Raw genomic sequence first — 12,988 nt, 5'->3', positions numbered from 1 at the left:
GGGCGGCTGCGCCACCCAGCGCGGGGCAAGCCCGCTCACTACAAACAACAACGCCCCGTCGAGACGGGGCGTTGTGTGTTCAGGCGCCGATTACTTCTTGGCGGCTGGTGCAGCAGGTGCGTCAGGGGCGTCAGCCTTGGCTGGGTCCTTGATGGCCAGCAGCTCCAGGTCGAATACCAGCACGGAGTTGGCTGGAATCGCCGGGCTCGGGCTCTGTGCGCCGTAGGCCAGGTCCGACGGGATGTACAACTCGACCTTTTCACCCACGTGCATCAGTTGCAGGCCTTCGACCCAACCCGGGATCACGCCGCTGACCGGCAGGTCAATCGGGCTGCCGCGATCTACGGAGCTGTCAAAGGTGGTGCCATTGGTGAGCTTGCCGGTGTAGTGAACAGTCACTACGTCGGTCGGCTTAGGCTGAGCGCCGTCGGCCTTCTTCACGATCTTGTACTGCAGACCGGAAGCGGTGGTGACTACGCCATCTTTCTTGGCGTTTTCTTCGAGGAATTTCTTGCCGGCGGCTGCCGACTCTTCGCTCATCTTGGTCATGCGTTCTTCAGCACGCTTTTGCAGTGCGGCAAACGCCTCGACCAGTTCGTCGTCCTTCAGCTTCTGTTCTTTCTTGCCGACGGCATCTTCGATGCCTTGGGCTACCGCTTTGGAGTCCAGGTCATCCATGCCTTCTTGGGCAAGGCTTTTGCCCATGTTCAGGCCGATACCGTAGGAAGCTTTTTGCGCCGGGGTTTTCAGCTCTACGCTGGTCTGCGAATCACAACCCGCAAGTACCAGGCTAACCAGGGCCACCGCCGCCGCCAACCGATGCTGTTTCATGCTATTTCCTTGTTCATGCGCCAAAAGGGCAATCGAATAAAGTCGCGAGCTTATCAGGCGGCCACGACCAATGGCTACCGGCATCTGAGCAGGAAACTTCTGATAAGTTCACGTGTTTAAAAGCATTTTCATACATCATAGGGGTCCGCGAAGGATCGCGGGACCACCTGTAACCGTGCTCATGGCCACTTGCCGCACCCGTGGTGTGATGGCATAAGAGCGCTACAACTCGACAAGGATAGTTATCTTGCGCATTTTTTCCCGTGTTTTACTCCTGATACTAGCCCTGCTGGCCCTGATGCTGGCTGTGGTGATCTATTACACCGTCAACCCCAAGCTCCCGGACTATGTGCCCGTGGAGCAGGTGCACTACCAGGATCAATGGAGTGCCGCCGACCGCCAGACCTACTATTTCACGCCCCAGGGCACCCAAGTAAAGGGCCTGCATTACAACTGGTTCACGGCCCTGGAGCTGCCCTTCTCCGAGCAACGCTTTGCCACGCCTGAATACCTGGCACGCTTCGGCTTCCTGGTTGACCCCAAGCAAGTCCGCACCGCGAAAAATCCCGGCAACCTGCCCGTCGGTTTCGCCCGGCATCAGAACGCTGACAGCAAAGTTGAATACCTGGACATCACCTGCGCCGCCTGCCACACAGGCGAACTGCACGTCAAAGGCCAGGCCCTGCGTATCGACGGTGGTTCGGCACAGCATGTGTTGCCCTCCAGCGTACCGACCTTGCGCGGCGGCAGCTTCGGCCAGGCACTGGTGGCCAGCCTCGCCGCCACCTATTACAACCCGTGGAAGTTCGAGCGGTTTGCCCGTGAAGTGCTCGGTTTCGATTACGACGACAACAACAGGGAGCAACTGCGTGTGGAGTTCAAGCAGTCCCTGGACCAGTTCCTCAAAGTTGCCTGGAACGATACCCACCGCGGTCTCTACCCCACCGAAGAAGGCCCAGGCCGCACCGACGCGTTTGGCCGCATTGCCAACGCCAGCTTTGGTGACGCGATTTCGCCAGACAATTACCGCATCGCCAACGCCCCCGTGGACTACCCGCACCTGTGGGATATCTGGACCTTCGACTGGGTGCAATGGAACGGCTCGGCCCAGCAACCCATGGCGCGCAATATCGGCGAGGCCCTCGGCGTCGGCGCCACCCTGAACTTCTTCGACAACGCCGGCCAACCGCTTCAGGGTGATGCCCGCTACCCTTCCAGCGTTCGTGTGCGTGACCTGAACCTGATCGAAGAAACCCTGCAGCGCCTCAAACCGCCGACCTGGCCAGAGGACCTGTTCGGTGCCATCGACAAACCTCTCGCCACCCAGGGCCGCACCTTGTTCGCCGAGAACTGCGCCGCTTGCCATGTGCCCTCTGTCAGCCAGGAAAATGGCCGTCCGGTGCAACAACTGAAAATGCTTCCGGTGGACTACATCGGCACCGACCCGACCGCCGCCGGCAACATCGCCGATCACCGTTTTGACCTGAGCGCCTTGCAGTGGGACCCGTCGGAGTTGGCCAAGCTCAATGTCCAGCTACACCCGGCGCCGACCGAGCCACTGGACCTGAAAAAAATGTCCGTGGCCCAGGGCCTGGCCTACGTCACCGCCTTTGTTGAGGAACACGCCTACCGCGCTGCCGGCGTAACACCGGCCGAACGCCCAAGCCTGGATGGCTTCGGCCTGCCGATTGGCGTACGCGAACTGCGTGCCTACAAGGCGCGTCCGCTGGCGGGTATCTGGGCCACCCCGCCGTTCCTGCACAACGGTTCGGTGCCGACGATCTACCAACTGCTCTCGCCCCAGGACGAACGCAGTTCCACGTTCTATAAAGGCACCTTCGACTACGACCCGCGTCACTTGGGTTTTGAGACCGCCGCGTTCAAGAACGCCTTCCTGTTCGATACCAAAATCACCGGCAACCACAACAGCGGTCATGAATTCCGCGCCGGCAAGCGCGGCAACGGCGTGATCGGCCGCAGCCTGCTGCCACAGGAGCGCTGGGCGCTGCTGGAATACCTCAAAGTGCTGGGCGGCCCGCTGGAGCAACAACTGCCATGATGATTCGATCCCAATACAACGAACGCTCCCTGCTCGCCCGCATCTGGTTGCGCCTGGGCAGGTTTCTCGGCAAGACCTTGCTGTGGCTGATCGGCCTGGGCCTGCTCGGCTGGCTGGCAGCCACTGCCTGGTTCGCCTGGCAACACAGCGGCCCGGTGTCGCCGGATGAACAGATCCCGCCCGGCGAAGCGGCCATGGCCCAAGGCATCATCCAGACAGCGGTGCGGATCGTCGACCAGCACCGCGAAGGCACACGCTACCTGCGTGATGCCCATGCCAAGGCCCACGGCTGCGTGAAAGCGGAAGTCAGCGTGCTGGCAGACCTCGACCCGGCCCTGCGCCAGGGCGTGTTCGCCGAGCCGGGCAAGACCTGGCAGGCACAGATGCGGCTGTCCAACGGCAACGCCTATCCGCAGTTCGACAGCATCCGCGATGCCCGGGGCATGGCGATTAAATTGCTCGACGTGCCAGGCAAACAACTGATGGCCGACCAGCAAGCCCGCACGGAACAGGACTTCGTGATGTTCAGCCATCCGAACTTCTTTGTCAGTGATGTGGCCGAGTATGCGCAGAACATTGGTGCCCAGGCCGACGGCAAGAAGGTCCTGGCGTTCTTCCCCAAAGCCGACCCGCGCAGTTGGCAAATACGCCATCTGTTTATCGCACTGGCAACCTTGGCGCCGGCACCCGCCAGTCCGACGCAAACCACTTACTTTTCGGTATCACCCTACAAGTTCGGCGCGGCCAATGCCAAATTCCGCGTGGCGCCTGACCCGCAAAGCTGCCCGGAATATGTGCTGCCCAAGCAGAACCAGGACTTGCCGAACTTCCTGCGGAGTGCCTTGAACCAGCAACTGTCCACCGACCGGGTGCCTGCGTGTTTTGTGTTGCAGATTCAGCGGCAGAATCCGCAGAAGTTCATGCCGATTGAAGACACCAGCATTGAGTGGAAGGAAAGCGATGCGCCTTATGAAACCGTGGCCAGGGTGCGGATCCCAGCGCAAGATTTTGATACGCCTGCGTTGAATCTTGCCTGTGACAACCAGTCGTTCAACCCATGGTTTGGGCTGGAGGCGCATCGGCCGGTTGGGGGGATCAATCGGTTGCGTAAGGCGGTGTATGAGGCGGTCAGTGACTATCGGCATAGTCGTAATTTGTGAGGTGCTTTGGGGTGACGGCTACTGGTGATTGCGCTCTTGCAGCGGGTCACTTTGGAAAAGTCGGCCTGCTTTTCTGTGGGAGCTGGCTTGCCTGCGATGCAGACACCGCGGTGAATCAGGTACACCCAGCCGATGCCATCGCAGGCAAGCCAGCTCCCACATTTGACCGAGGTCGACAGTCAGAAACCGGTAGGCTCTAAGGCCGCCGCGCTTTCGATTTTGATCTTATGGATATACCCCCGTAAAGATTCCGTATAAATCCCAAGTTCCCCATAACGATTACGTCGTGCCTATTGAGCAACTAACCCCCCACCCTCTACCGTCACCTCCTACCCCAAAAACCCGTAGGAAGTCATCGTGGAAAGTTCAACTTTAGGCATGGTCGTCCTGTCAATGATTGCACTCTTCGGCACCGCCGCGTTTTGCTTCGAACACCTCGCCACCCGCAACGAGAAGAAAAAGAAGGCCAAATAAGCGGGTCGTCGAAATCAGCAGAACCCCAGCGTTTAAAGGGATATCCCGGCATCGGGCTATCCCTCTTTTTCGTTCGCCCCGCCAAAGCCAATCTATATACCGTCTTAATACAACCTCCACCAATCAGTGCCCGAGCTTGATACGCAAGCCCTTAACCTCCCCGGCTTATTCAACCAGGGGAGTTACACCGTGCTCACACTTAATTTCATTTATATCGCCAGCGGCTTATGTGCCGTCGGGCTGTTCGCTTACTTGGGTTATGCCCTTATTCGCGCCGAAAAATTCTAGGGAGTTCGCCATGTACGACGTGATGTTTATAGGCCTCTCCCTGGTGTTTTTTGTTGCGACTGCCATGGCCATTGTCGCCATGGGCAAGCTTTGAACGGAGCCACGACATGTTAAGCACTTTGCTGGAATTCGCGCTGGTACTGGGATTGATGACCGCGCTCGCCGTGCTGATGGGCAAGTGGCTGACCCGGGTCTTTACCGGGACGCGCCATGCCTTGCCGGAACGTTGCACCTATCGTGTGCTGGGCATCGACCCACAGGAAACCATGGGCTGGGCCCGCTACGGCTCAGCACTATTGCTATCGAACGCAGCAATGATGCTGCTGGGCTACGCCATCCTGCGCCTGCAAGCCGTGATGCCGATCAACCCGCTGGGGTTGGCCGCGCAAACCCCGGACCTGGCGTTCAACACCGCCGCGTCCTTTATCACCAACACCAACTGGCAGGCGTACTCGGGCGAGTCCAGCCTGTCGAACTTCAGCCAGATGGCAGTCATCACCTTCCTGATGTTTGTCGGCGCCACTTCAGGCGTGGTGGCAGCCGCAGGTTTCATCCGCGGGTTGAGCCGTTCGAGCTCGGCCGATATTGGCAATTTCTGGGTCGATTTCACCCGTACGCTCTACCGAGTGATGCTCCCCCTGTGCGTGGGCATGGCGCTGGTGTATGTGTGGCAAGGCATGCCACAAACCTTCGCCTCCCAAGCCTTGGCGACCACACTTGAGGGCGCACAACAGCAGCTGATTGTCGGCGCAGTCGCCAGCTTTGAGTCGATCAAGCATATCGGCACCAACGGTGGCGGCTTCTTCAGCATGAACGCGGCCCACCCATTCGAAAACCCGACGCCGCTGACCAACATCCTGCACATCCTCAGCATGTTGCTGATCCCGTCAGCGCTGACCTACACCTTTGGCAGCATGCTGCTGCAACGCCGTCAGGGCTGGGTGTTTTTCGGCACCTTCCTCGTGATGTTCATCGGTTTCCTCGCGCTGGTGTACGGCGCCGAACAAACCGGCAACCCGTTGCTGACCCAGGCCGGTGCCAACCAGACGCTGTCGATCGAACAAAGCGGCGGCAACATGGAAGGCAAGGAACTGCGCTTTGGCATTGCCGACAGCAGCTTGTTCATTGCCACCACCACCGCCGCAACCACAGGTTCGGTCAACGCCATGCACGATTCGCTGACGCCCATGGGCGGCTTCGTGCCCCTGGCGCAGATGATGCTCAATTGTGTGTTTGGCGGCGACGGCGTGGGCTTTATCAATCTGATCCAGTACGCCCTGCTGACGGTATTCCTGGTGGGCATGATGATCGGCCGCAGCCCTGAATTCCTCGGCAAAAAAATCGAGGCTCGGGAGATGAAACTGGTAATGCTCTCGGTGCTTGCCCATCCCATCAGCATTCTCGGCTTCACCGCCCTCGCCGCCCTGTGGCCAGACACCCTGGCCAGCCTCAACAACCTCGGCCCCCACGGTTTCAGCGAGGTGCTCTACGCCTACACCTCCGGTACCGCCAACAACGGTTCGGCGTTTGCCGGGCTGAACGCCAACACACCGTTTTTCAATACCACCATCGGTCTTGCGATGTTGATCGGGCGCTTCTTCACCATGCTGCCGATGCTGGCCGTGGCCGGTTCCCTGGCGCGGAAAAAGACCGTGCCAGCCGGTGCCGGAACCATCCCCACCGCCACTGCGCTGTTCATGGTGCTGGTGGTGTTCGTGGTGCTGGTGGTCGGTGGCCTGACCTTCTTGCCGGCGCTCGCGCTCGGCCCGCTGGTGGAGCAACTGCAGTTGCTGTCCGGCCAGACCTACAACTGAGGACACGTTGATGACGACTCAATCGATATTCAAAGGGCTGCTGCGCCCGGTGCTGGTTTCGGCGGTGTTTTTCATGGTGCTGACCGGCCTGGCGTACCCGGCGCTCACCACTGTAGCCGCGCAACTGTTATTCCCGCTTCAGGCCCGGGGCTCGCTGATCGAACGCGACGGTCTGGTGATCGGTTCCGCGTTGATTGGCCAGGACTTCACAAAGCCCGCGTACTTCCATGGCCGTCCAAGCATGACCCTCGGTGCCGACCCGCAAGACTCAAGCAAGAGCATTGCGCAGCCGTACAACGCAGGGGCCAGCGGTGCGAGCAACCTGGGGCCAACCAGCCAGAAACTGGTGGACCAGGTCGCCGCACGCGCCAAAGCCTATCGCCTGGACAACGGCCTGACAGCCGAAGCTTCGGTGCCAGTGGATGCGGTCACCGCGTCCGCTTCGGGCCTCGACCCGCACATCTCGGTGGCCAACGCCCGCCTGCAACTGGCGCGGGTGGCGCGCTTGCGGCACCTCCCCGAAGCCGAACTGCTGCAACTGCTCAACGCCCACACTGCCGCGCGCACCCTTGGCCTGCTCGGCGAGCCACGGGTGAATGTGCTGCAACTCAACTTGGCGCTGGATGCGCGTCAGCCTTCTATTGCGGTCAGTGAGTAAGAGATGTTCCCCATGAAAAATGCTCGTTTACCTCTGTTTGATCGACGTATCGTGCTCACCGCCGGCGTCGATGCCCTGAAGAAACTGCTGCCCCAGGCGCAATGGAAAAACCCGGTGATGTTCGTGGTGTACCTGGGCAGCCTCCTCACCACGTTGCTGTGGTTCCAGTCCCTGGGCGGCCAGGGTGAAGCGCCCAGCGGATTTATCCTCAGCATCACCTTGTGGCTGTGGTTCACCGTGCTATTCGCCAACTTCGCCGAAGCCCTCGCCGAAGGCCGCAGCCGCGCCCAGGCCGCCAGCCTGCGCGGCATGAAGCGCCAGACCCTGGCCAAGTTGCTGCAGCAACCACGCCACGGCAGCGCGTGGCTACCCCTGGAAGCCAGCCAACTGCGCAAAGACAACGTGGTGTTGATCGAAGCCGGCGACCTGGTACCACTGGACGGCGTGGTGATTGAAGGCGTGGCGTCGGTGGATGAAAGTGCGATCACCGGTGAATCGGCACCTGTGATTCGCGAGGCCGGTGGCGACTTTTCCTCGGTCACCAGTGGCACGCGAGTGCTGTCGGATTGGCTGGTGGTACGTATCAGCGTCAACCCCGGCGAGTCGTTCCTCGACCGCATGATCTCGATGGTCGAATCGGCCAAACGCCAGAAAACCCCGAACGAGGTCGCCCTGACGATTTTGCTGGTAGGCCTGACGCTGTTGTTCCTGCTGGTGATCGCCACCCTCAGCCCTTATTCGATATTTGCCGTGGCCATGAGCGGCAGCGGCAGCGTGATCAGCGCCACCGTGCTGGTAGCGCTGCTGGTGTGCCTGATCCCTACCACTATCGGCGGCCTGCTCTCGGCCATCGGCGTGGCAGGCATGAGCCGGATGATGTCGGCTAATGTCATCGCCACCTCGGGCCGTGCGGTCGAGGCGGCGGGCGATGTCGACGTGTTGCTGCTGGACAAGACCGGCACCATCACCTTGGGCAATCGCCAGGCCAGTAGCTTCTTGCCGGCGCCGGGCGTGAAGGAAGCCGAGTTGGCTGACGCCGCACAGCTCGCGTCCCTGGCGGACGAAACCCCGGAAGGCCGCAGCATTGTGGTACTGGCCAAGCAGAAATTCGACATCCGCGCGCGGGACATCCACGCCTTGGGTGCCAGCTTCGTGCATTTCACCGCGCAAACCCGCATGAGCGGCGTCGACTTGCCCGAAGGCCGGGCGATCCGCAAGGGCGCGGCGGATGCGATCCGCAAGCATATCGAAGCCTTGGGCGGCAGTTTCCCAGCGGCGTTGCAGGCCAAGGTCGATGAAGTCTCGCGGCGCGGCAGTACACCGCTGGTGGTGAGCGATGGCATCCGGGCGTTGGGCGTGGTGGAGCTCAAGGACGTGGTCAAGGGCGGCATCAAGGAACGCTTTGCCGAGCTGCGGCGCATGGGTATCAAGACCGTGATGATCACCGGGGACAATCGCCTGACAGCGGCGGCCATTGCTGTGGAGGCCGGCGTCGATGACTTCCTCGCCGAGGCCCGGCCGGAAGACAAGCTGCAACTGATCCGCGACTACCAGGCACAAGGCAAGCTCGTGGCCATGACCGGCGACGGCACCAACGATGCACCAGCGCTGGCCCAGGCCGACGTGGCGGTGGCGATGAACAGCGGCACCCAGGCAGCCAAAGAGGCCGGCAACATGGTCGACCTCGACAGCAACCCGACCAAGCTGATTGAAGTGGTCGAGGTCGGCAAACAGATGCTGATGACCCGCGGCGCTCTCACCACCTTCAGCGTGGCGAATGACGTGGCGAAGTACTTCGCCATCATCCCGGCCGCCTTTGTCGCGACCTACCCGCAACTCGGCGCGTTGAACGTGATGCACCTGAGCAGCCCCAACTCGGCGATTCTCAGCGCGGTGATTTTCAACGCGTTGATCATTGTCGCGCTGATTCCCCTGGCCTTGCGTGGCGTGACTTACCGAGCGATTGGGGCGGCGGCGCTGCTCAATCGCAACCTGTTGATCTATGGCCTGGGCGGCGTGCTGGTGCCGTTTGCCGGGATCAAGGTGATTGACATGTTATTGAGCGGATTAGGTCTCGTGTAAGCAACACCGCATAACAAATGTGGGAGCTGGCTTGCCTGCGATAGCGGCGGGTCAGCTAGCCCTGTACTGACTGACACACCGTCATCGCAGGCAAGCCAGCTCCCACAGATATTCATCAGGACGAATATGCCCACATTAAGTGACGAACGCCCCGACCCCGACGCCCTGCTCGTCCGAATCCAGCAGGAAGAACAGGCCGCCTTGCGCGGCAAATTGCGTATCTACTTCGGCTCCAATGCCGGTGTAGGCAAGACCTGCGCCATGCTGGCCGCGGCGCAGCGTGAAGTTGCCCAGGGCCGCGATGTCCTCGCCGGTGTCGTGGAAACCCATGGCCGCGCCGAGACCGCAGAGTGGCTCGACGGCCTGGAACAACTGCCCCGCGCCGTGCTGTTGCACCGTGAATCCACCCTCGACGAATTTGACCTCGACGCCGCTCTGCGTAGGCGCCCAGCCCTGGTGCTGGTCGATGAACTGGCCCATAGCAACGTGCCCGGCTCACGCCACCCGAAACGCTGGCAAGACGTGGAGGAACTGCTTTGCGCCGGTATCGACGTGTGGACCACCCTCAACGTCCAGCATCTGGAAAGCCTGAATGACGTGGTCAGTGGGATCATCGGCATTCGTGTGCGCGAAACCGTGCCGGATCATGTGTTCGATAACGCCCACGACGTGGTGGTAGTCGACCTGCCGCCGGATGATCTGTTGCAACGCCTCAAGGACGGCAAGGTGTATCTCGGCCCGAACGCTGAGCGCGCCTCCAAGCATTTTTTCCGCAAGGGCAACCTGCTGGCTCTGCGTGAACTCGCCCTGCGGCGCACGGCGGATCGCGTCGACACGCAAATGCGTGTGTACCGTCGCGAACAATCGATCAAGACGTTATGGCCTGCTCGCGAACGCTTAGTGGTGGGCGTGGCGGGTGATGCCGGCGATGAACGCCTGGTGCGCGAAGCGGCGCGACTGGCACAGAAGCTGGAAGCCGACTGGATCGTGGTGCATGTCGCGTCGGCCCAGGGTCGCGGCGACAAGCGTTACCTGACCGCCATGAAAACCCTGAGCCTGGCCAGCGAGTTTGGTGCCGACACGGCCACGCTACCGGGCATGGACGTCGCAGAAGCGCTGGTTGCCTGCGCCCGCGAGCACAATGCCAATCGCCTGGTGCTGGGCCATCATCCGCGTCAGGCGTGGCGTTTCTGGCATCAGTCGGTCAGCGACCGGATCAGTCGTCATCACCCGCAGATCGATCAGATGGTGATGGCTCACGGCGTCTTGCCGGGGCCTGCGCCGGTTCTCGAAAAACCGACGCCGACACCGGGCAAAACCCTGGCTTATCTGTGGGCCACGCTCGCCTGTTTCACCGCCAGCGCCATCGCGGCATTGCTGCTGCAAGTGTTCGACCTGGCTAACGTGGTCATGCTGTTTCTGCTCACCGTGGTGTTGGTGGCACTGCGCTATGGACGCGGTCCCGGCGTGTGGGCCGCGATGCTCGCGGTGCTGTGTTTCGACTTCTTTTTCGTGCAGCCGACCTACTCGTTCACGGTCAATGACACCCAGTATTTCTTCACCTTTGCACTGATGCTCGGTATCGCCCTGATCACCGGACAACTCACCGCCCGCCTTCGCCACGAAGCACGCACTGCCGCCGCACGGGAGCGGCGTGCCACATCGCTGGCACGGTTGGCACGTGACCTGTCGGCGGCGCTGACGGTGGAGCAGATCAGCGAAGTCGCCCTGCGCACGTTCAGCGGCGTGTTCGACGCACGGGTCGGCCTGGCGTTGCCGGACGCCGCCGACGGTGTGCACAGCGTCAGCACGAGCGGGCTGCCGATTGACGAGAGCATCGCCCAATGGAGCTACGACCATAGCCAGCCCGCCGGTCACGGCACCGATACGTTGTCGGCGGCCAATGGCTGCTACTTGCCGCTCAAAGCCCCCATGCGCGTCCGCGGCGTGCTGGTGTTGGAACTGACCCAGCGTGAACGCTTCAACGATCCGCAGGAACGCCGCCTGCTGGAAGCTTGCATGAGCCAGCTAGCGATTGCCCTGGAGCGCGTGCATTTCGTCGAAGTGGCGCAAAGCACCCTGGTGCAGATGGAAGGCGAGAAGATGCGCAACACACTGCTCGCGGCGATTTCCCACGACCTGCGCACACCCTTGACCACGCTGATCGGCGCCGCCGACACCGCACTGCCTCACGCCCCACCCGGCCCACTGGCCGAGTTGCTGCACGGTATCCATGAGCAAGCCACGTCGATGCAGCGGCTGATCGAAAACCTGCTGGATATGGCGCGCCTGCAAGAGCGCGGCGTGCGCCTGAACCGACAGTGGCATTCCCTGGAAGAAATCCTCGGCAGCGCCCTGCGCCAGTTGCGCGAACCCTTGGCGCACCATCAGGTGCGCACCTCGCTCGCCGCGCAATTGCCGTTGGTGGAGATCGACGCGCTGTTAATCGAGCGGGTACTGGTCAACCTGCTGGACAACGCCGCCAAGTACACCCCGCCAGGCAGCATTATCAGTATCACCGCCCACACCGCCTCGGACAGCCTGGTTCTGCAGGTCAGCGACAACGGCCCGGGCCAGGCCCCGGCCAATCTGTTTGAAGCCTTTGCGCGAGGCCGACAGGAGTCGTCGGTCGCCGGGATCGGCCTGGGCCTGGCGCTGGCCAAACGCATCGTCGAAGCCCACGGCGGGCGCATCGAAACCCAATCGGACCGCGCCTGCGGCATGCACTTCATCATCACCTTACCGGCGGGCACGCCGCCGTCCATGGAAGCCCTATGAGCACTGCACGCATTTTGATTGTTGAGGACGAAGCCAATATCCGCCGCTTCGTCGGGATTGCCCTGCAAGACGAAGGGTTTCAGGTATTCGAGGCCGACAGCGTCAAACGCGCGCTGATCCACGCCGCCAGTCGTCAACCGGACCTGGTGATCGTCGACCTCGGCCTGCCGGATGGCGACGGCAAACAGTTGATCAGCGAATTGCGTGGCTGGTTGTCGGTGCCGATTCTGGTGTTGTCGGCCCGGGACCGCGAGGAGGAAAAAGTCGCGGCCCTCGACGCCGGTGCCGATGATTACCTGACCAAGCCCTTCGGCGTGCCCGAGTTGCTCGCACGCATCCGCGCGCAACTGCGCAGGCATGGACAAACCGGCAGCGTGGTGGCCACCAGCAAGGTGGCGTTCGGTGAGATTGAAGTCGACCTGGCGACCCATGAAGTGTGGCGCCAAGGCCAGCCGGTACACCTGACGCCCATTGAATACCGCCTGCTCTGCGCCATGATTCGCGGCCAGAGTCGGGTGCTCACCCATCGCCAACTACTGCTGGAAGTGTGGGGGCTCGACTATGTGGACCGCGCCCACTACTTACGGGTGCACATGGCCCATCTGCGGCAAAAACTGGAGGCAGACCCCACGCAGCCACAGCATTTCATCACTGAGTTGCAGGTGGGTTATCGCTTGATGGGGCTGTAGACAGAAAATCCAGGCAAAAAAAAGCCCGCTCGATGAGCGGGCTTCTTGTGGCGACCTGGCGTTCAGTGTTCCAGGTTGCCGAATATGGCGCAGCGGACGGGACTCGAACCCGCGACCCCCGGCGTGACAGGCCGGTATTCTAACCGACTGAACTA

At 61.5% G+C, this 12,988-nt stretch carries 9 protein-coding genes; 8 read left to right on the top strand and 1 reads right to left on the bottom strand.

Features of this window, described 5'->3' with window-relative positions:
* Positions 1-90: 90 nt before the first annotated feature.
* A complete protein-coding gene (gene bamJ, locus AC07V4_RS26150; protein ID WP_492638664.1) occupies positions 91-831 on the bottom strand; it encodes a BamJ family beta-barrel-assembly machinery protein in 741 nt (246 codons plus the stop codon).
* 247 nt (positions 832-1,078) lie between these two features.
* Here bamJ and AC07V4_RS26145 point away from each other — a divergent pair, with 247 nt between their 5' ends.
* From AC07V4_RS26145 to AC07V4_RS26110, 8 genes are all read left to right on the top strand, one after another.
* Positions 1,079-2,890: a di-heme-cytochrome C peroxidase gene (locus tag AC07V4_RS26145; protein ID WP_492638663.1), complete on the top strand. Its 1,812-nt coding sequence runs from the start codon at positions 1,079-1,081 to the stop codon at positions 2,888-2,890.
* Positions 2,887-4,050, top strand: a complete 1,164-nt coding sequence (locus AC07V4_RS26140) for a catalase family protein (protein WP_492638662.1) — start codon at positions 2,887-2,889, stop codon at positions 4,048-4,050. Before AC07V4_RS26145 ends, AC07V4_RS26140 begins: the two co-directional genes overlap by 4 nt.
* A 600-nt stretch (positions 4,051-4,650) precedes the next feature.
* Positions 4,651-4,812, top strand: a complete 162-nt coding sequence (gene kdpF, locus AC07V4_RS26135) for a K(+)-transporting ATPase subunit F (RefSeq protein ID WP_492638661.1) — start codon at positions 4,651-4,653, stop codon at positions 4,810-4,812.
* Positions 4,813-4,919: 107 nt separating this feature from the next.
* Positions 4,920-6,626, top strand: coding sequence for a potassium-transporting ATPase subunit KdpA (kdpA, locus tag AC07V4_RS26130; protein WP_431749580.1), 1,707 nt, complete (start codon positions 4,920-4,922; stop codon positions 6,624-6,626).
* A 10-nt stretch (positions 6,627-6,636) separates the two neighbouring features.
* Positions 6,637-7,284, top strand: a complete 648-nt coding sequence (gene kdpC, locus AC07V4_RS26125; protein WP_492638660.1) for a K(+)-transporting ATPase subunit C — start codon at positions 6,637-6,639, stop codon at positions 7,282-7,284.
* 12 nt (positions 7,285-7,296) lie between these two features.
* On the top strand, positions 7,297-9,366 hold the full coding sequence (gene kdpB / locus AC07V4_RS26120) for a potassium-transporting ATPase subunit KdpB (RefSeq protein ID WP_492638659.1): 2,070 nt from the start codon (positions 7,297-7,299) through the stop codon (positions 9,364-9,366).
* A 126-nt stretch (positions 9,367-9,492) separates the two neighbouring features.
* Positions 9,493-12,144, top strand: a complete 2,652-nt coding sequence (locus AC07V4_RS26115) for a DUF4118 domain-containing protein (RefSeq protein ID WP_492638658.1) — start codon at positions 9,493-9,495, stop codon at positions 12,142-12,144.
* Positions 12,141-12,833: a response regulator gene (locus AC07V4_RS26110; protein ID WP_492638657.1), complete on the top strand. Its 693-nt coding sequence runs from the start codon at positions 12,141-12,143 to the stop codon at positions 12,831-12,833. The genes AC07V4_RS26115 and AC07V4_RS26110 overlap by 4 nt, the downstream gene beginning before the upstream one ends.
* Positions 12,834-12,988 lie beyond the last annotated feature (155 nt).

It is taken from the genome of Pseudomonas sp. GW821-FHT03A09, assembly GCF_059421065.1.
This window is presented reverse-complemented; position numbering and strand designations above follow the sequence as displayed.

Excerpts from the sequence above, each read along its gene's own strand:
- bamJ (WP_492638664.1), bottom strand. The coding sequence starts at position 831 with ATGAAACAGCATCGGTTGGCGGCGGCGGTGGCCCTGGTTAGCCTGGTA.
- AC07V4_RS26140 (WP_492638662.1), top strand. The coding sequence starts at position 2,887 with ATGATGATTCGATCCCAATACAACGAACGCTCCCTGCTCGCCCGCATC.
- kdpA (WP_431749580.1), top strand. The coding sequence starts at position 4,920 with ATGTTAAGCACTTTGCTGGAATTCGCGCTGGTACTGGGATTGATGACC.
- kdpC (WP_492638660.1), top strand. The coding sequence starts at position 6,637 with ATGACGACTCAATCGATATTCAAAGGGCTGCTGCGCCCGGTGCTGGTT.
- kdpB (WP_492638659.1), top strand. The coding sequence starts at position 7,297 with ATGAAAAATGCTCGTTTACCTCTGTTTGATCGACGTATCGTGCTCACC.
- AC07V4_RS26115 (WP_492638658.1), top strand. The coding sequence starts at position 9,493 with ATGCCCACATTAAGTGACGAACGCCCCGACCCCGACGCCCTGCTCGTC.
- AC07V4_RS26110 (WP_492638657.1), top strand. The coding sequence starts at position 12,141 with ATGAGCACTGCACGCATTTTGATTGTTGAGGACGAAGCCAATATCCGC.